The sequence below is a fragment of the Streptomyces sp. NBC_00885 genome, from assembly GCF_045207475.1.
GTDB lineage: Bacteria > Actinomycetota > Actinomycetes > Streptomycetales > Streptomycetaceae > Streptomyces.
This window is the reverse complement of sequence record NZ_CP108796.1, coordinates 4,898,297-4,917,819: the sequence shown is the minus strand read 5'-3', so window position 1 is coordinate 4,917,819 and position 19,523 is coordinate 4,898,297. Positions and strand designations below refer to the sequence as shown.

The following is a 19,523-nucleotide window of genomic DNA, read 5'->3' as shown; positions in this document are numbered from 1 at the left end:
GGGATCCTGCTGTGAGGAGTTCTGGTGCAGGCAGCCGGATCGCGCAGGGCGTTCACTGACTGCTGGGCTAGTCCGGTGCGGCGGAGCTGACCGGCTGCTCTGTGACCGTTTGTGCGTCATCCGCCGACACGCGTGGGCCGAAGCAGGGAGAGCGGCGTATCGCGCGAGCGGCGTTCGGAATTGGCGGATTGTGAGCGGCTCTGTTGGGGGACCGTAAAGGCGGTGCAATGTTTACGTCAACAGTCCCGGCAAGAATTGTTTCCTTGATGTGTCCGCAACTCGCGCCTTCCAGGCCGTGCCCGCGTACCCAAGTGTTCGCGGCGGGTACGCCGGGGTTCCGGGCCGGGCTGGAAACCGACCGTCTGGGTCTAGGCCCAGGCGTCGGCGGGGTATGTCGGGCACCATCCCTTCCTTCAGCTGCCGGAACTCCCCCGGCCGCCCCGGTTTGGGAATCTGGACCCGCCGCAGCGCCGACGGACGATACGTATACGTCCGCAGTTTCTGCGATAGGTCCTGGAGGAATGCATCCACCCCCGAGGCCTACACCGCGTCAACGGTCATGCCGTCCACGCCGGGGGCACCCTGGTTTGCACACACGCCGGCACGTGGTCGCGGGCGTGCGGGCCGACCGGCCGCAGGCGGCAGTGACCGTTGAGGTCATCCACGACATCGTGCGGGAGACGGACCCGCGCTGCCTCGATCGGATCCTGACCAACCTCGTCACCAACGCTCTGCGGCACGGCGCGGAGCCGGTGGTGGTGGAGGTCGCCGGGCCGAACTGCGGGTCCGCGACCACGGCCCCGGCTTCCCGCCCGCTGCTCGCCCACGCCCCCAGCGGTTCCGTACCGGCGGTAATGGGGTCTCCGCCTTGGCCTGACCATCGCCACCAGGCAGGCCGCAGTGATCGAGGCCCGCCTGAGATGGCACGACCCGCCCGAGGGCGGCGCCATCGTCACCGTCACCCTCCTGCCGGACACCCCGGCACAGCACTGAAGACCCGGTCAGCTCAGCGCGGGCGCGCATCAGGACCGGGTGCCCCACCGTGAGGCGATCCATTTACGCGGCGAGGCGCGGGGGTGGTGCGTGGGGGCGGCGTGGTCCGCCTCGTTTGTCCTCTTCTGTGGGGCTGGATTAGCCTGGGTGCGGTGACAGGTCACGGGGCGCGACTCGGTTCCTTGTGGCTGTTTGCGGGCGGCTCGGTGGTGTCATGGCAGCAGATGTCGACTCCGATGCTCCCGCCGCGGGCGGCGGGCGCTTTGCCTTCGTGGGGCGTGAGCGGGAGGGACGGCTGCTGTCCGGGGCCCTGGAAGATCCTCCTGCTGTGGTGGTGGTCGAGGGGGAGGCGGGTGTTGGTAAGACCCGCCTTGTGCGCGAAGTAACCACAGGGCCAAGGGGTCGCCGCAGCCGGGTGGTGACCGGGTTCTGTCACCCGTTGCGTGAGCCGTTCCCCTACGGACCGGTCATCGACGCCCTGCGCCAGACAGTTCCCTGGATGCCGCCCGCCGTCAAGATGCCGCCGGAGGCCGGCGCTGTGGCGCCGCTTCTTCCGGAACTGGCCGACCGCCTGCCGCCGCCTCCTGCCGTCGAACAGCCGCCCGCAGCAGTGCGTTACCACCTGATGCGCGCGGTACGGGCGGTCCTGGAGGCTTGTGGACCGCTCACCGTGGTCATCGAGGACCTGCACTGGGTGGACGAGGCCACCCGTGACCTCCTGCTGCTTCTGGCGCGTGACCTACCGCCGGGCGTGGGTCTCGTGCTGACGTTCCGGCGTGAGGATCTGCCGGCGGACGGCCCCGTGCTGGGTGCCGCCTACCGTCGGCCGCCCGGGACCGGTGGTGCGGACATCCGCCTGGCTCCGCTGACCGAGGCCGATATCCAACTGCTGGCCGGCGCCGTCCTGGGACCGCGCGCCACCCATGCGGTGGGCCGCGCGTTGTTCGAACGCAGCGCGGGCCTGCCGCTGGTCGTGGAGGAGGACCTGATCACCTTCAGCAGGCAATGGCCCGGCGCTGGTCTGTCCGAGCCGGGCGCTGGCGGGCAGGTGCCGGATCCGGTGACCGAGCTGGGCCGGGCGGGTGTCCCGCGCGGTCTGCGGGAAGCGATCAAGGAACGGATTGGGGGCCTGTCGGTGCGGGCGCTGGCGGTCACCGAGGCCGCTGCGGTCCTGGCCGTCCCGGCCGAGGATGCCCTAATCGCCCGGGTAGCCGGCATCAGCAGCGAGGAGGAGGGGGTGGAGGCCCTGGTGGAGGCGCTGCGAGCCGCGGTGCTGCGCGAGACCGCGCCTGCGCGCTACGGCTTCCGGCACGCGCTGGCCCAGCAGGCCATCTACGAGGCCATTCCCGGCCCCCGCCGCCACCGCCTCCACCAGCGGGCCATCACCGCCCTGCGGGATCTGGACAATCCCCCGCTGGTGCAGATCGCCCACCACACCCGCGCCACGGGTGCACGGCAGACATGGCTGACCCAGGTGGAAGCCGCCGCCGACCAGGCCCTCGCTATGGGCGACCAGGGCACCGCCGCCCACCTCATCCACAGCCTGCTCGCCGAACCCCACCTCCCCGGCGACCTGCGCACCCGCGCCGCCCTGGCGCTGAGCCGAACCGCCATCTACAGCGCTGACCCGACCGCGTCGCACGACCTGCTGCGGCGCATCCTGGCCGACCCCCAGCTCCCCGCCCCCACCCGCGGCGAGATCCGCTTCAGCGTGGGCATCATGCTCGCCAACTTTAACGACGATCCACCCGCCGCCCTGCGCGAGCTGGAGCAGGCCGTGGACGAAATGGGCGACCAACGACCGGGAACAGCCTGCCGCGCCATGAGCGCCATCGCCATGCGCATGTGCTACTTGGGACACCCCGCCTCCGAGGTCATGGCCTGGATACACCGCGCCGAGCGCACCGCCGATGAAGGAGCTGATGCCGAGGCCCGAGCATATGTCCAGACTGACAAGATCACCTTGCTGGCCCAGCTGGGGGACGCCGGAGCCTGGGAGATGGTCGAACGCCTCCCGCACGACGACGAAGACTCCGGGGTTCTCCGGCAGACTGCCCGGGCGCTGTACAACGTCGCCGACGCTGCGCTTGACATCGGCCACGATGAACAGGTGGGCCACCTGCTAGACGAAGCCCAGAACATCGCCCACCGCGCCGGCCTGCGGTGGCTTGACAGCTGGTGCGCAGTCGCACGGCAAGTACTCGCCTGGAATGCCGGCACCTGGGGAAACCTGGAGGCCGCCGACGCGGCCCTGGCTGCGCAATACCCCAACCACCCGGAGAGCAGTCAGGGAGAGCTGGTGCTGGCCGGACTGGCTGAGGCCCGCGGGCAGTGGCACCAAGCCATGGACAAGTACGCCGCCGTACGGGACATCACGCCCCACGACCCGACCCTGTGTAGAGCGGCGGCGGGTATCGGCCGGGTGGAACTGGCCCAGGGCAATACTCATGCAGCCTGGGACGCGACCGGCCCCGCCATCGAATTCCTCCGCGCAAGCGGCATCTGGGGTCGGGCCGCAGCTGCCGTGGTCCCTGTGGCGGTGCAGGCGGCCCTGGCCACCGGCCGCACCGACACCGCCGCACACCTGACCACCGAACTCCAGCACGGCATCCAAGGACGCGACGCACCCGCCGCCCAAGCCCACCTGCACCTCTGCCACGGACACCTCACCCACGCGACCAACCCCGACAAGGCCCGCGAACACTTCCACCACGCCCAAGCCGCCTTCCAGGCCATCGGCCGCCCCTACCCGGCCGCCCAAGCCGCCGAACACGCCGCCCGCACCCTCATCCCCACCAACCCCGGCATGGCCGCCGAAGAACTCACCACCCTCACCGACACTTACACCCGCCTCGGCGCCACCGCCGACGCAGCCCACTGCCAGCACACCCTCCGCAGCCTCGGCCAAACCCACCTCGCATCCCCCGGACGCCGCGGCTACGGCGAACACCTCTCCCCCCGTGAACAACAAGTCGCCGACCTCCTGGCCACCGGCGCCACCAACAAGGACATCGCCCAAGCTCTGTTCCTCTCCCCCCGCACCGTCGAACACCACGTCGCCCACGTCCTGAAAAAACTCCACATCACCAACCGCAACGACGTCCACCAAGCCCTCAGCACGCACAACCCGTAACACAGCCGGAGCAACACGCCGTTCAACGACTACACGTTCCCCGGCGGACCGGGGACGAGCACTGCCCCGCCCATGCGGTCGCAGTCAGCCGCACACGAGCGGCCTCACAACACCCGCAGGCCAACCGACGTACGAGGCTTCGGGTTGTCGCAGTCCTCGCGCTCGCGTCCGGAGTGTCTGATCAACGGCGGATCTGATGATCAAGGAGAGGTCGGATGACCAAACCGCCGGTGAGCCCGAGTCCGTACAGCCTTCTGTCGGGGCACCGTCGAATACGGGCGACCGACGAGCAGTTGATCGCGATGCTCGTCGACGGGGCCCGAAACGAGGCCTGCAGCTGACCGGGGAGGGCGGGCAGTTGCAGCAGCTGACCAAACGAGCGCCCTGCAGGGCGAGATCGCCGACCATGTCGGCCACGAGAAGCACGATCCGGCTGGAGAACGACGTCAACAGCCGCAACGGCACACGTGCGAAGACCGTGCCGACCGACGTCCGGCCGGTCGACGTGAAGGTGTCCCGCGACACCACCGGAACCTTCGAGCCGCAGATCGCGGCGTCAAACGAGATGGTGTTGTCGCGATCGGCGAAGGGGCCCATGCACGGCGACATCTCGGCCCATCTAGCAGAGGTGTACGGCGCCGAGGCTCTCCCCCGGTCGCAGAAGTACCGGCGTCCCCGGAGCCGCACCGATCCCAACGGCCGTGCGTCCAGGGTGCGTTGGTAGGAACAGTCCACACGTCTTGCCCGCTTGCAGCAGTCTGGGGCACCGGCCCGGACTGCTGGTGGATACCGCCTCCACATCGATCCCGCGTTCTCCCCTCGCCGACCTGCGGATTCACGGAACTGCGGCCAGGGCCCGTCCCAGAGACGGGGCAGGTCGGCGGCGAGGGCCTCGATTTCGGTGCGGCCGGGCAGTGGAGGGCGAGCCTCGCGGACGCTGACGAGCCGGCCTGGGCTCCGGCCTGGGCGGTGAGCTTCCCCTCCCGGTCCTCGAGTGTGCGGGCGACCAGCCGGTTCTACGTTTCGACCCGGCTGAAGGCATGCTCGGCACGATAAGGCGCGTTCGACGACGAGTTGGGCGGCGCGGGACGACCTGCTCGGCAGCATCCAGGACGAGGGTGATCTCCTCACCGATCAGGGTGGTCAGCAGCTGGCAGTTGGCAATCCGGTATGCACCGATGAGCGTACTTCGGAGAGCGCACACGTATGTCCGTTTCCTTTCCATGGGGTCTCCTACCGCTGGGCCTGGTGCTCCAGAGAACGCCGCCAGCCCCTGTGGATCAACGCGAAAGCGCCCCCACAGAGTGGAAGAAACCATAGGTACCGGACATCTTGCCGTTGGGGTATCTACGTCATGCATCGGGAGTACGCAGGTGGACGTAAGGCCACGACCGGCACTGGTCCGGACTGCTCCCGATCGATGCCACTCGGCGAGGTTCGCCTCCACGCGTGATGGTTCTCGGCCGCGCGCACGGACGCGATCCGGCGCTGACACCCAGGCGCGGCCCGTGCCAGCACGTCGTCTCCGACTCACACGTGAGACTCGTCAACATCATCGGCGCCGTCCTGGCCGGCGCCTCTGGCAGCAACGCCAAACCCGCCACGCCCACCCGCTACTGTCCCGGGTCCCCCTGGAACTCAAGGGAGACCTGCCGACAGTTGGACGAGACCGGCAGACCGGATACCGAGGCGCGACGGCGCGGAGTTCGGGGAACCTACAAGGCTGCGTCTCAGCTCAGCGATTGAAGTTGGTGTCGGACTCTCCAACCATGTGAGCGGCCTCGAGTTCGAACCACACCGTCTTCCCACGGAGAGCCGGGCGGACGCCACAACGGTGGGAGAGCGTATAAACCATGTGCATTCCTCGCCCCGATTCGTCGTCAACGGCCGCCTCTTTGAGGCACGGCGCAACAGAATTCGCGTCGGAGACTTCGCATCGGAGCAACTCGCCATGCAGTGCAAGCGTGACCAGGATCGAACCGAGGCCGTAGCGGACCGCATTGGTAACCAGTTCACTGACCAGCAGGACGGTGGTTTCCGACTCTTCGATGTGGAGTTTCACCAGGGCGTCGCGCGTGAACCTTCGCGCCGCTGCAACGGAAGCCGGTCGGCGATCAAATCTTCGCGAACTGCTCTCACGCATGTGCGGCCTCGGAAGTACATGCGTGAGGTGGACCAGAAAGTACGCCATGCGGCCTGGCAGGAGCGAGTGGACCCCTCGGTAGGCCTTAGGACGGCGGCGTGGCCCACAAACGAATCGGACGAGCAGAAGAGGGCTAGTCACAATCGTCTTTGTTGCATTCACGAGAATCTCTCCAATCGCGCATGCACCGATCTAAAATGAGGCTGCCCCGATGACACGGAACTGGGCGAGGTTGCCATTTTTCCTCATAGAATCCCGGGTTCCGCGGATAGGTGGCGCGGCGCTTGCATCCTCGAGATTGGAGGAGGCCTTTAGCTCAAAACATCGGACCTGCGACCATCTCAGGCCTGAACCCAACGGGTTTTTCACCGGCAGATCGATAATCCGGAATTCACCGGCGAGTGCGTCTCGGAGTTCGAGCGCGAGTCTCCGACTCGCGTTCCACAATTCCTCCTGCTGCTTGGGCCTTGTCGTCTCTTCCAGGAAACGCTGCCAACCCCTGTGGATCAACGCGTAAGCGCCCCCATAAAGCGGAAGAAACCATAGGTATCGGGCAGCAACCAGGCAGTAGGGGCATCCATTCGTGCAGCGGGCTCTCGCATCAACGCCACCAGAATCACCCAGCCCGGCCGCCTGTGGCGTACAGCAGTGACAGACGGTGCCAGGCCGCCCCAGAACAAGATGGGGAACGGCCGGAACCGGGGTGTAGACACGGTCGCGGCAAGCCGCGGGTTCGTCTACAGCCCCCACCGCCGCATGTTCGATGAGATGCTGGTACTCGCTGGGAGGACGATCCGATGCATCCTGGAACGCCCCAAGACCATGTGCCCGCCGATCCCACGGAGCCGCCCTTGGTTCCTCCGGATCTGGCGCACGCCGCTGCCGCTGTCGCGGACGAACACAGCACGGTGTTGGGCTGGACGCAGACAGCAGCCCAGCTGCTTGGGTACTCGGCGGCATAGGTGCTGGACCAGGCAGTCCCGGCGCTTTTGACGGACCCGGCGGTTCTTGGGGACTGTCTGCGGTCGCAGGAGGGTTGGTCGGACGTTGTGACAGCCCGGCACCGCAGCGGGCGTCAGCTGGAGCTGAGCGTGTGGGCCTGGCCGATGCAGCGGGCCGGGCAGGAGCCAGGCTGGTTCGTGGTCGGCTACGACGTCGGGATCGCGCCCTGGTGGGAGGTGAACACCCGCCGGGCAGGCCGGTGCGCTCCCGCCTTCGTGCACGTGACGGCCAGTCTGCGGGCACAGCTGTCCTCACACCATGGTCGGGAGGGTCGGGACATCGCGCATGGACCGCGGATTGATCAGGGCGGGTTTGGCGGGCGCCCGCGGTCAGGCCGGTCGCGGCTCGTAGCGTCCGCGACCGGCCACTGTGCGTGTCAGGCGGGGATTACCGCTCAGTTGGTCTCCCACTTCTGGTTGTCGCCGCCCCAGCAGGACCAGAGCCAGACCTTGTTGGTGGCCAGGTCCTTGTCCAGGCACAGACCGGACTGCTTTCCGCGGATCGTGCCGTCGGAGTAAAACAACCACTTCTGGTTGTCCTGGCCGTTGCAGTCGTAGGTGCCGACCACGGTGCCGTTGATCGTGCCTTCTCCGTAGGCGTCCAGGCACTTCGTGCCGCCGTAGACGGTGATCTGCCCGGAGGGCGTCCTGGTCCACTTCTGGTTGTCGCCGCCCGAGCACGGGTCGTAGACCTGGACCGGGACGTTGTCGTGGCTGAGATTGGGGACGTCGAGGCAGCCGTTGCCGCCGACGTTGCGCAGGGCGCTCGTGTGCGAGCCGACATCGGTGCCCCAGGCGTACTTGACACGGTCCATACCGCTGATGTTGCGGATGCCCAGCGCCAGGTTGGAACCGCTGCCCTTGAGGTCGAAGAGGCCGTAGTAATCGAAGTCGGGGTATTCGTTGTGCGGGCCGCCGAGGGCCGGCCAGTAGACCGCGCCCATGCCGAGGGAGCGGACTCTGTCGGTGTCGGCGCGCAAGTACCGGACGAAGTTGTCGGTGCTGGCGGCGTCGTTGTAGTCCTTGCCGACGTCCACCCCTTCGCCCTCCATCGGTGCGCCGAACTCGTCCAGGATGGTGCGCGCGCCGCAGTCGCCGACCACGCTGTCGAACTCGTCGGCCCACCCGTCGTAGGTCTTCGCCGGCTTGCCGAAGGCGTAGTGGTGGAGCGAAAGATAGGTCCCGTCGAGGCGGGAGTCGGCGCACACGGACGTGACGTCGTCGTTCCAGCCCTTGCCGCTCACGATGATCCTGCCCTTGGGGACCGACGGGCGGTCGGTGATCCACTCGGCGGCGACGTCGGCCCACGCTGTGGCGCTGTAGCCGTAAGGCTCGTTCATCGGCTCGAAGTAGACCAGGCTGTTGGAGCCGTACTCATCGACGACCGAGTTCCACATCGAGTTGAAGGCGCCCGTGTCGATGATTCTGCCGTTCTCGGACGCGTCGTCCTCCCAGTAGGAGAGGATGACCTTGAAGCCCTTGGCGGTCGCGGCGTCGATGGCGCCGGTGTACTTGTCGCCCCACGTGGTGCCGGGGACGGAGTGGGTGTTGATCGGCAGCCGGACGGTGTTGGCGCCAAGCGTGCTCTGGAACCCGCCGAGGATGGCGTTGGCCTTGGCCTTGACGGTGTCGTAGCTGTCGGAGCTGTCCAACCCCTCGGGGACGACGGCGCCCGCGACGTAGTTGTCTCCCGGCCTGGCCCAGTTCACGCCTTGGAACGTGCCGGCGTCCGTTGGGTTGGTTTCCGCAGCCGCCGGCGATGTCGTGGACAGCACGGTGATCGGCACAGCGATCAGCGCGGCCGCGAGGCAGGCCAGCGCTCGGCGGTGCGAGGGGGTACGGGCGGGGGGGAGTGCGGTGGAGTGGGGACTGGGTTGGGTACGCTGGGAGTTGGGCATGCCGTGTTCCTTTTGTGCGTGCGGCTCTGTGCAGGCGGTCGTTGCCGCCTTGGGCGCCACGAAGCGATCTGCCGCGGTGGGCGGTTGTGATGCTGTGGTGGCGCCTGGGTGTGTTCCGGGCAGGCACGGCGCGAGGTGGTGATGAGCGCCGGGCGGCCGGGGCACGTGGGGTCGGCTGAGTTGACGTGCTCGCTGGGTGCGCCGGCGGGCACGGTCTTTGTTGTGGGGAAGGAGCCGCTGCGGGCCGGGCCCGCTACGGCGTTGTCACCGCCCGTGAGTGTCCCTTGCTCAGGGCGGCGGCGCGGGGTGCTGATGACGCTGCGCGGCCGGCCGCGGTGAACGCGGCCACCGGTGCCAGAACCCGTGGGGGCGGTGGCCTGGGCAGGGTGCTGGGCGAGATTCTGTGCATCCGATGGCTCCTTCCGGTGTTGGTGGCTCCGAGCCTGGGGGGAGGCCGCGTGTGGCTCGGTGGGGCCCCGGGGTGGGACCCCGCCGGCCTGTCTGTCAGGTGGCCGGCGGGGCGATGGACGGCGGGCGGGTCCCTGAGGTCGTCGTCGGCGGAGACCGGTAGCGGCCGGTCTTGACACTCCGTGTCTCAGGGTTGAGGTGCGAGGAAGTCTTTGCACGGTCCCGCAGTGCCACCGGCGGCAGGACGCGGGCTGTGGGGCGCGGGCTGTGGGGCGCGTTTACTTGACGGTGAAGCCTTGTTCCTGGCCGTACTTGGTGGAGGCGTCCTGCCAGGACTTCAGGCCGTCCTGGAGCGTGGTGCCGCTGACGTAGGCCTTGCCGACGGTGTCGTTGAAGATGCTGTTGGCGTAGACCTGGAAGGGCAGGTAGGACCATCCGATGAGGACGTTGCCGGCCGACTTGGCGAGCACCTGGTTGATCTGCTGCCCGCCGAAGTAGGGGGCCTTCTTGTTCTGGAAGTCTGGGGAGTTCAGCTGCTTGGTGGTGGCGGGGAACGCGCCGGCGTCGACGCGGGACTGTGCGCCCTCGTCGACGGTGGCGTACTTGAGGAAGGCGTAGGCGAGCTTCTTGTTGGTGCTGGCCTGCGTGATGGCCAGCGAGCTGCCGCCGTTCTCGGCGCTGGCCTCCTGCCCGCTCTTCCACTGCGGCATGGGCGCGACGCGCCACTTGCCGGCGCCTGCCTTGACGCCGGATTCCAGGGAGGCGGGCATCCAGGCGCCGGTGACGAGGGAGGCGATGGTGCCGTCGCCGAGGCCCTTGTACCAGGCGTCGCTCCAGGAGTTGACCGGTGCGAGCAGCTTGTCGCTGATGAGCTTCTGCCAGGCGGTGGTGAACTGCTTGGTCCCGGCGTCGTCGAAGTTCACACCGACCTCGGTGCCGTTCACGGTGTACGGCTTTCCGCCGGCCTGCCAGATCATGCTGGTGGTGAAGCCGGCGTCGCCGGTGTCGTTGGTGAGGTACGCCTTGGGGTCCGCGGCGTGCAGCTTCTTGGCCGCGGCGATGTACTCCTCCCAGGTGGCCGGCGCCTTGATCTTGTGCTTGTCGAAGACCTCCTTGTTGTAGAACAAGGCCATCGGGCCGGAGTCCATCGGCAGGCCGTAGACGCCGCTGCCGCCGGCGTGGACAGCGTTCCACGGGCCGGGAGTGAAGGTGCTGTTGAGCTTGTCCGCACCAAGGGCGCTCAGGTCCGTGAGGGACTTCGCGAGGGCGAACTGCGGCAGCGCGTAGTACTCGACATGGGCGATGTCGGGGATGCCCGACCCGGCCTTGACCGCATTCTGCAGGGCGGTGTACTGCTCATTGCCGGTGCCGGCGTTGACCAGCTTGACCTTGACCTTGGGGTACTTGGCCTCGAAATCGCTGACGACCTTCTTAAGAGTCGGTTCCCAGGCCCAGACCGTGATCTCGCCGCCGGCGTCCAGGGCCGCCTGGACGTCGGCGTCGGACGCGGGCTTGGCGGCGCCCGAGTCCTGCTTGTCGGAGGAGCTACAGGCGGTGGCGGTGAGCGTCACGGAGAGGGCGGCGGCGCCCAGCAGGATGGCGTGACGACGGATTATCGTCATGAGGTGGCCTTTCATAGGGGTGTTGCGATTGATGAGAAATCGGGCCGGGCGTAGGTCACTCCTTGACGCTTCCGGCGGCAAGGCCCGACTGCCAGTACCGCTGGAGCAGCAGGAACGCCGCGATCAAGGGGACGATGGTGAGCAGTGATCCGGTGATCACGAGGTTGAAGACCGCGTCGCCGCCGACGGTGGCAGCCTGCGCGTTCCAGCTGTTCAGGCCGAGGGTCAGCGGGTACCAGTCGGGGTCCTTCAGCATGATCAGCGGCAGGAAGTAGTTGTTCCAGGTCGCGACCACGTTGAAGAGAAGAACCGTGACCATGCCCGGCGCCAGCATCGGCATGCTGATTTGGAAGAACGTGCGGAACTCGCCAGCCCCGTCGACCCGCGCCGACTCGAGGATCTCCTTCGGGACGGCGTCCGTGGCGAAGGTCCACATGAGGTACAGACCGAACGGTGAGACCAGGGACGGGATGATGATCGCCCACGGGGTGTTGGTCAGCCCCATCTCGGAGAACATCAGGAAGGTGGGGACCGCCAGTGCCGTGCCCGGCACCGCGACCGCTCCGATGACGGTCGCGAACACGGCCTTCTTTCCGGGGAAGTCGAACTTGGCCAGCCCATACCCAGCCAGCGTCGCGAGCAGGGTGGCACCGCCCGCGCCCACCACCACATAGAGCAGCGTGTTGATGAGCCAGCGGGTGAAGATCCCGTCGTTGTAGCTGAAGGTGTCGGCGATATTGCCGAACAGGGCGAAGTCTCCGTCGAACCACAGGCCAAAGGAGCGGAAAAGCCCTTCCTGCGTCTTGGTGGCGTTGATCGCCAGCCAGGCCAGCGGAAGGAGTGTGTACATCAGCATGATCGCCGTCAGGGCGGTCAGCGTGGCGCTCCGCCTGTTCCTGCGGGACGCACGCCGGGCGCGACGGACCACACGCGGGACGGAAGCGGCACCCGAGTGCCGCGCCCGACGGGGCTCGTGACCGACTTCGCGAGTCATGGTGGCCATGATCAGAATTCCTTCCGCATGCCGCGCAGTTGGACGACGTAGGCGATGATCATCGTCATCAGGCCCATGACGATGGCGATCGTCGCCGCGTAGTTGAACTGCTGCCCTGCGAAGGACAGCGAGTAGGCGTAGAGGTTCGGCGTGAAGGAGGACGTGATCGCATTCGGCGCCAGGCTCTTGAGGATGCTCGGTTCGTTGAACAGCTGGAAACTGCCGATGATCGAGAAGATCGTCGCGATGATCAGCGCCCCGCGCAGCGCCGGGAGCTTGATCGCCCGGATGATCTGCAGCTGTCCCGCACCGTCGATCTCCGCGGCCTCATACAGCGTCGGATTGACCACCTTCAGCGCCGAGTAGAGGATCAGCATGTTGTAGCCCACGAACTGCCAGGTCACGATGTTGCCGATCGACGCCAGGATCAGGTCGGGCGACAGCGGGTTGGGAAGCGAGATCCCGAACGCCTCGTTGAGGTTGCCGACCAGGCCGAAACGCGTTCCGTACATGAAGCCCCACATCAGCGTCGCGACGACGGCCGGCACCGCGTAGGGCAGGAACACCGAGATCCGGAAGAAGCTCGCCCCGTACAGTCGGCCGCTGTCGATCGCCAGGGCCAGCAGGAGGGCGAGGAACAACATGATCGGGACCTGCACGGCCAGGAAGACCGCCACCCGGCCGAAGGCCGACCAGAACTGCGCGTCGCCGAATGCTTTGGTGTAGTTGTCGGCGCCGACGAAGGTCGTACCGCCGATCAGCTGGGTGCGGAACAGGCTCAAGTAGATCGAGTAACCGATCGGCGCGAGGAAGACCAGCGCGAACACCGCCATGAACGGCCCGACGAACCGCCAGCCGGCCGATGACCGCCGACTCGAGACCGACGGCCTCCCGCCACCTAGACCTGTCTGTGGTACTGCGACCACGGTTCGCTCCTCGCTACTCAAAACTGACCCGAAACTTTGTGGTTACGTAAACATTGAGCCTCACTGGGGCGCACCGGCCGCCCTTTCGGGCCCAGCGGCGCGATCTGGCCCGGTGATAGGATGTTTACGTAAACTTGTGCGGTAGCGTGGCAGCCGTCACAGCGATCGGTCAAGGTTTCGCGGACGTTAAGTTTCGCATGGGCCGTCTGTCGACGGCGATGAGCGGAAAGACGGGAGTCGACGGGCGATGGACCTGAGTGAGCGGGGACAGCAGGATCCTGTTCCTGGAGGTGGCGCCCAGCGGGGCGGTTCGGGAATACCGGGCGGGCGCCGCAAGCAGCGCGTGTCGATGGCCGACGTCGCCAAGCTCGCGGGCGTTTCGTCCCAGACGGTGTCGAGGGTTTCCAACGGCCACCCCGGTGTGATCGCTTCGACCCGGGAGCAGGTGCTCGAGGCGATGCGCGAACTGGGATACCGGCCCAACAGTGCCGCGCGTGCCCTGCGGTACGGGCAGTTCAACACCATCGGCGTGATCTTGCACAGCCTGTCCACCACCGGCAACAGCAACACCGTGCAAGCGATCGCGACCCAGGCCGCGGCCGACGGGTACGCGATCACGCTGATCCCCGTCGACATCCCGACCCAGGACAATGTGCTGGGTGCCTTCACAAGAATGGGCGAACTGGCCGTCGACGCCGTCATCGTCTTCATCGAGGTCCACCTGCTCGACGCCGGTACCGTGGCACTGCCGCCCGGTGTGCACGCGGTCGTCGTGGACTCCGACGCCGGCGACCGTTACCGCGTGGTCGACACCGACCAGGCCGGCGGCACCCGACATGCCGTCAACCACCTGCTCGAACTCGGACATGAGACCGTCTGGCACGTGACCGGCCCCCAGTCGTCGTACGCAAGCCAGCGCCGGACTCACGCATGGCGGACCGTGCTCGAGGAAGCCGGCCGGCCGGTACCGCCACCCCTGCACGGCGACTGGTCCGCCGAATCGGGCTACACGGCCGGCCTCACCCTCGCAGAGGAGCCGGACTGCACCGCGGTATTCGCCGCCAACGACCAGATGGCACTCGGACTCCTGCGCGCCTTCCAAGAACGAGGCAGGGCGGTTCCCGGCGAGATCAGCGTGGTCGGCTTCGACGACACCCCCGACGCCGCCTGCTACCTGCCGCCCCTGACCACGGTGCACCAGGACTTCGCCGAGGTGGGACGCAGAACCGTCCAGGAGGTCTTGCGCCAGATCCACGAACGCGACATCCCAAGATCCGGCACGGACATCGTCTCCACGCACCTGGTGGTCAGGAGCAGCACCGCACCCCCGCCCCTCAAACGGTGAGGGCGATCCGCTGATCGGCCGCGTTCCCGGGGAATCCGGGTGTCGACCGCTCCTCGGTGGCGGGGCCCGGGCAGCGGGCAACCCGGAAGCTGCCCCCGCGATGGCGGCCGCTTCGCGCCCATCTGACCCCCCGGCTCTTCGACGCCCGGTGACGACTGCCTCGCGCCTCACGATCCGAAGCGGGCAAAGACTTGCCACGGCCGATATGTTTACGCAAACATCATTGCGGGCCGGGGCGCGCTCAGCCCCCGCGCGACCCGCCGCATGTCCCTTCAGCACAGGAGCAGCAGCACATGCCCCTTCTTGAGATCGACGACATCGGGTTCCGGCTCGACGGCGAACCCTTCCGGCTCCTGTCCGGAGGGCTGCACTACTTCCGCGTTCACCCTGCGCAGTGGGCCGATCGCCTGCACAAGGCCCGCCTCATGGGACTCAACACCATCGAGACGTACGTCCCCTGGAACCTCCACCAGCCGCGCCCCGGCCGGTTGCGGATGGACGGCGAACTCGACCTGCCCGCCTTCCTCGACCTTGCCTCGGCCGAGGGGCTCCACGTGCTGCTCCGCCCCGGACCGTACATCTGCGCCGAGTGGGAGGGCGGCGGCCTGCCCTCCTGGCTTCTGGCCGAGCCGGACATCCGGTTGCGCAGTCGGGACCCCCGTTATCTCTCCGCGGTCGACGACTACTTCGCCCAGCTGCTCGCCCCGCTCAAGCCCTACCTCGCCACACGCGGCGGCCCGGTCCTGGCCGTGCAGGTCGAGAACGAGTACGGGGCCTATGGCGATGACACCGCCTACCTGGAGCACCTTGCCGCCACGCTCCGCCGGTGCGGCGTCGACGTCCCCCTGTTCACCTGCGACCAGCCCGCCGACCTGGAGCGCGGCGCCCTGCCGGGGGTCCTCGCGACGGCCAACTTCGGCAGCCGCTCCGTGCAGAACCTCGCCGCCTTGCGTGCACACCAGCCGGACGGCCCGCTGCTGTGCACGGAGTTCTGGATCGGCTGGTTCGACCGCTGGGGCGCCCACCACGTGGTCCGCGACCCGGCCCAGGCCGCCCAAGAACTGGACGAACTGCTGGCGAGCGGGGGCTCGGTCAACTTCTACATGTTCCACGGCGGCACGAACTTCGGCTTCACCAACGGCGCCAACGACAAGCACACCTACCGGCCCACGGTCACCTCATACGACTACGACGCGCCCCTCAACGAAGCCGGCGACCCCACCGAGAAGTTCACCGCCTTCCGCGAGGTCATAGCGAAGTATGCGCCGGTACCCGCCGAGCCCGTCCCCGGCTGGGCTCCGAAGCTGGGGCTGCCCTCTGTCCCGTTGACCGAGAGCGCCTCCCTGCTCGCGTGCGCTCCCGCACTGGGTGTCGCCGTCGCATCCGAGCAGCCGCTGACGATGGAAGAGCTCAAGCAGGACTTCGGCTTCGTCCTGTACGAGACCGCCCTGCCGACCGCCGGCCCCGTCCTTCTGGAACTGGAGCAGGTCCGCGACCGCGCCCAGGTCTTCCTCGACGGCCAGCCCGTCGGGGTTCTGGAGCGGGAGAACCACGAGCGGGCCATCGCGTTCACCGTGCCCCGCGCGGGCAGCGTCCTCAGCCTGCTCGTGGAAAACCAGGGACGCGTCAACTACGGACCAGGCATCCACGACCGCAAGGGCCTGCCCGGAGCGGTCCTCCTGGACGGCACGGTACTCACCGGGTGGACCAGCCGGCCCCTGCCGCTGACATCTCTTGCGGCGCTCCCGTTCGCCGCCACCACGACGACGGGGCCCGCCTTCCATCGCGGCACCTTCGAGATCACTGTGACAGCCGACACCTTCCTCCACCTCGGCGGCTGGACGAAGGGCAACGCCTGGGTCAACGGCTTCCACCTCGGCCGCTACTGGTCCCGCGGCCCCCAGCAGTCGCTGTACGTCCCCGCGCCGGTCCTGCACACGGGCTCCAACGAAATCGTCGTGCTCGAACTGCACACCGCCCACCGGGCCCGCACCGTCGACCTGCGGGAGACGCCGGACCTCGGTCCCACCGAGGAATAGAGGGGCGGGAACTGACGTCCCTCATCGGCCGGGCGCCGGACGTGTCCCGCCCGGTCCCGCGCAGGGCGGCACCCGGCGCCCCAATGAACCGGACTCTCGTCACGCCTGCGATCAGCAGGCCGCGAGGGCTCTGCGGAGCGATAGCTCGGCGAGCAGTTGACGTGCAACCCCGGGGTCATGCCTATCCACTCGAGGGCGTTCTGGCACATTGCCGAGAGTGGCCTGCCAGTTCGGGCGGTCAAAGCCCTGGGTGCGGTTGAAGGCTGCGTTGCGGAACTGGTTCTGGCTTTAGCCATTGCCGAATCAGTCGGCGATTGTGTTCGCCGATGGCGCCCGGCACCAGGTGTCCTTCTGCTGCTCCTGCATGGTGATGTTGAACTGGTAGACCGCGGTTGGGGCCGCGGTCGCCGTCGTGGTGGGAACAGTGAGCAGGACCGCGGCCATCAGGGCTGCGACGGACAGTCGTCCTCGGTCCGGTTTTGGGGCACGTTCGCACCCGGGCGCCGGCCCGGAGCATCCAGGTGTTGTCGAGGGGAGGTCAACCCGGCCGGACGACCAAGGTGTGAACGGCGAGATCTGAATCGGCCGTCGGGTCGTGTCTGTGGCGCGCGGAGTTCAGGGGCAGCAAGGCTACGCCGTGGCTCAGCGAATGAGGTCGATGTCGGATTCCCGAGCCGGGGGAGCCTCCTCGAGTTCGAACCACACCGTCTTTCCATGGCGAGCCGGGCGGATGCCACAACGGTGGGACAGCTCATGAAGCATGTGCATCCCCCGCCCCGATTCGTCATCAGCGGCCGCCTCTTTGAGGCATGGCGCAGCGGGATTCGCGTCGGTGACTTCGCATCGGAGCGAATTGCCATGCACCGTAAGCGTGAGCAGGATGGGACCGAGGCCGTAGCGGACCGCATTGGTCACCAGTTCGCTGACCAGCAGCACGGCCGTCTCTGACTCTTCGATGGGGAGCTTCACCAAAACGTCGCGCGTGAAGCTGCGCGCTGCCGACACGGAAGCGGGAACGCAATCAAACCTCGCGTTGGACAGCACCTGGGGCGCAAGGTTGCACCGCTCGCGGCTGAGCGTCGGCCGACTCACCACTCCGCGAACGAGCCGTCGTCCCGGCGCCAGACCGGGTTGCGCCAGCGGTGGCCAACCTCGGCGGCGCGCTCGACGGCCTTCTCGTCGATGTCGATGCCGAGGCCGGGGGCGGTGAGCAGGGCCACGTGCCCGTTCTCGTACCGGAAGACCGACCGGTCCGCGAGGTAGTCGAGGAGGTCGGATCCGGCGTTGTAGTGGATCCCCAGGCTTTGTTCCTGTATCAGCAGGTTCGGGGTGGCGAAGCCAACCTGGAGGCAGGCGGCGAGCGCGATGGGGCCCAGCGGACAGTGGGGGGCGAGCGACACGTCGTACGCCTCGGCCATCGCGGCGATCCGCCGCACCTCGGAGATGCCGCCGGCGTGCGACAGATCGGGCTGGGCGACGGCAATCCCCTGCTGGAGGACCTTCTTGAAGTCCCAGCGGGAGTAGAGCCGTTCACCGGTGGCGATCGGGATGCTGGTGGAGCGTACGACGTCGCCGATGTGCTCACTCAGCTCGGGAACGACCGGTTCCTCGACGAACAGCGGCAGATACGGCTCCAGCAGCGGGAGCACCCGGCGCGCCATCGGGAGGGTGAGCCGGCCGTGGAAGTCCACGGCGATGTCGAAGCCGTCTCCGACCACCTCCCGCACGCTCGCCACGCGGTCGACGATGTCGTGCGCGGCGGCGGGGGTATCGATGGGGCGCAGCTGCGCGGAGGCGTTCATCTTGATCGCCGTGAACCCGTCGGCCTTGCGCGCCGCCGCCGCCTCGGCGACATCGGTCGGGCGGTCGCCGCCGATCCAGCTGTAAACACGCGCGCGGTCTCGGACATGGCCGCCGAGCAACTGCCAGACAGGCACGTCGAGCGCCTTGCCCTTGATGTCCCACAGCGCTTGGTCGATGCCGGCGACCGCGCTGGAGAGGACCGGGCCGCCACGGTAGAAGCCGCCCTTGGTGAGGACCTGCCAGTGGTCCTCGATGCGCATCGGGTCCTGCCCGACGAGATAGTCGGACAGCTCTTCGACAGCGGCGGCGACGGTGTGGGCGCGGCCCTCGACGACCGGCTCGCCCCAGCCCGTGACCCCCTCGTCGGTCTCGACGCGCAGGAAGCACCACCGCGGGGCGACAAGGTAGGTGCGCAGGGATGTGATCTTCACTTGGACTCCTTCTTCACGGTCCAGCCGCCGTCCACGGTCAGGCTCGTTCCGGTGATGTATGCGGCCTCGTCCGAGGCCAGGAAGGCGACTGCCGCTGCCACCTCCTCGGGACGGCCGAGCCTGCCGAGGGCAGTGGCGCGTGCCGACAGTTCCCGTCCGTCCTCGTCCACGTCGTCCCAGATGTCGGTGAGGATCGGGCCGGGCAGCACGGTGTTGAAGCGCACTTCCGGGCCGTACTCGACGGCGAGCTGCCGCACGAGCGCGCACAGGCCGCCCTTGGCGGCGGCGTAGGCGGGGTAGCCGGGCAGTCCCAACAGCGCGTGCACGCTCGATGTGGCGACGAAGGCGCCGCGCGTGGTCCGCAAGTCGTCGAGGAAGGTCCGTACCGCGAGGTGGGAAGCGGAGAGGTTGACGGCGATCTCGCGATCCCAACCCGCCGCGGGCAACTCGTGGGCGGCTGCGTCGACGTGCGTGAACGCGTTGCTGTGGACGACGGACACGAAGCCGAACAGGGCGTGGGCACGGTCGCGGAGCGCGGTCCACTCGTGCTCGGCCGAGACGTCGCAGTGGACGTAGGCGGCCCTACCGCCGTCAGCTCGTATCTTCTCTGCGACGGCCTCGCCGGCCTCGTCCGCGATGTCGGCCAGGACGACGGCCGCCCCTTCGGCGGCCAGGCGTATCGCGCTCGCGGCGCCGATGCCCGAGGAGGCGCCGGTGACGACGGCGGTTCTTTCCGAGAAACGGTTCATGACGGGATCCTTGGACTGCTTGAGGTAAGGGTGTCGAC

At 67.9% G+C, this 19,523-nt stretch carries 14 protein-coding genes; 5 read left to right on the top strand and 9 right to left on the bottom strand.

Annotation, left to right across the window (positions count from 1 at the left end; all coding sequences use genetic code 11):
• The first annotated feature begins 1,207 nt into the window (after positions 1-1,207).
• The 3 genes from OHA61_RS22395 (at position 1,208) to OHA61_RS22385 (ending at position 4,850) form a co-directional block, all read left to right on the top strand.
• Positions 1,208-4,126: an ATP-binding protein gene (locus OHA61_RS22395; RefSeq protein ID WP_406304530.1), complete on the top strand. Its 2,919-nt coding sequence runs from the start codon at positions 1,208-1,210 to the stop codon at positions 4,124-4,126.
• A 215-nt stretch (positions 4,127-4,341) separates the two neighbouring features.
• A complete protein-coding gene (locus tag OHA61_RS22390; protein WP_406304529.1) occupies positions 4,342-4,467 on the top strand; it encodes a hypothetical protein in 126 nt (41 codons plus the stop codon).
• A 65-nt stretch (positions 4,468-4,532) separates the two neighbouring features.
• Positions 4,533-4,850, top strand: a complete 318-nt coding sequence (locus OHA61_RS22385; protein WP_406304528.1) for a transposase — start codon at positions 4,533-4,535, stop codon at positions 4,848-4,850.
• Between the two features lie 1,011 nt (positions 4,851-5,861).
• On the opposite strand, the gene OHA61_RS22380 is transcribed toward OHA61_RS22385, so the two are convergent.
• The 5 genes from OHA61_RS22380 to OHA61_RS22360 all read right to left on the bottom strand — a co-directional run bounded on the left by OHA61_RS22380 (position 5,862) and on the right by OHA61_RS22360 (position 13,118).
• On the bottom strand, positions 5,862-6,269 hold the full coding sequence (locus OHA61_RS22380; RefSeq protein ID WP_406304527.1) for an ATP-binding protein: 408 nt from the start codon (positions 6,267-6,269) through the stop codon (positions 5,862-5,864).
• Positions 6,270-7,665: 1,396 nt separating this feature from the next.
• A complete protein-coding gene (locus OHA61_RS22375; protein ID WP_406304526.1) occupies positions 7,666-9,168 on the bottom strand; it encodes a ricin-type beta-trefoil lectin domain protein in 1,503 nt (500 codons plus the stop codon).
• 686 nt (positions 9,169-9,854) lie between these two features.
• A complete protein-coding gene (locus OHA61_RS22370) occupies positions 9,855-11,198 on the bottom strand; it encodes an ABC transporter substrate-binding protein (RefSeq protein WP_406304525.1) in 1,344 nt (447 codons plus the stop codon).
• Positions 11,199-11,253: 55 nt separating this feature from the next.
• Entirely contained in the window at positions 11,254-12,192 is a 939-nt protein-coding gene (locus OHA61_RS22365) for a carbohydrate ABC transporter permease (RefSeq protein WP_406307422.1), read from the bottom strand.
• 11 nt (positions 12,193-12,203) lie between these two features.
• Positions 12,204-13,118, bottom strand: coding sequence for a carbohydrate ABC transporter permease (locus OHA61_RS22360; protein WP_406304524.1), 915 nt, complete (start codon positions 13,116-13,118; stop codon positions 12,204-12,206).
• A 349-nt stretch (positions 13,119-13,467) separates the two neighbouring features.
• Here OHA61_RS22360 and OHA61_RS22355 point away from each other — a divergent pair, with 349 nt between their 5' ends.
• Both OHA61_RS22355 and OHA61_RS22350 read left to right on the top strand, forming a co-directional pair.
• Positions 13,468-14,463, top strand: a complete 996-nt coding sequence (locus OHA61_RS22355; protein ID WP_406304523.1) for a LacI family DNA-binding transcriptional regulator — start codon at positions 13,468-13,470, stop codon at positions 14,461-14,463.
• 293 nt (positions 14,464-14,756) lie between these two features.
• Complete coding sequence (locus tag OHA61_RS22350; protein ID WP_406304522.1) at positions 14,757-16,502, top strand: beta-galactosidase; 1,746 nt, start codon at positions 14,757-14,759, stop codon at positions 16,500-16,502.
• A gap of 303 nt (positions 16,503-16,805) precedes the next feature.
• On the opposite strand, the gene OHA61_RS22345 is transcribed toward OHA61_RS22350, so the two are convergent.
• The 4 genes from OHA61_RS22345 to OHA61_RS22330 form a co-directional block, all read right to left on the bottom strand.
• A complete protein-coding gene (locus OHA61_RS22345) occupies positions 16,806-16,946 on the bottom strand; it encodes a hypothetical protein (protein WP_406304521.1) in 141 nt (46 codons plus the stop codon).
• Positions 16,947-17,144: 198 nt separating this feature from the next.
• The gene (locus OHA61_RS22340) at positions 17,145-17,546 is read right to left on the bottom strand and encodes an ATP-binding protein (RefSeq protein ID WP_406304520.1); all 402 of its coding nucleotides are present in this window, start codon (positions 17,544-17,546) and stop codon (positions 17,145-17,147) included.
• A 44-nt stretch (positions 17,547-17,590) separates the two neighbouring features.
• Positions 17,591-18,736, bottom strand: a complete 1,146-nt coding sequence (dgoD, locus tag OHA61_RS22335; RefSeq protein ID WP_406304519.1) for a galactonate dehydratase — start codon at positions 18,734-18,736, stop codon at positions 17,591-17,593.
• Positions 18,733-19,485: an SDR family NAD(P)-dependent oxidoreductase gene (locus tag OHA61_RS22330; RefSeq protein ID WP_406304518.1), complete on the bottom strand. Its 753-nt coding sequence runs from the start codon at positions 19,483-19,485 to the stop codon at positions 18,733-18,735. The genes dgoD and OHA61_RS22330 overlap by 4 nt, the downstream gene beginning before the upstream one ends.
• Positions 19,486-19,523: the final 38 nt, after the last annotated feature.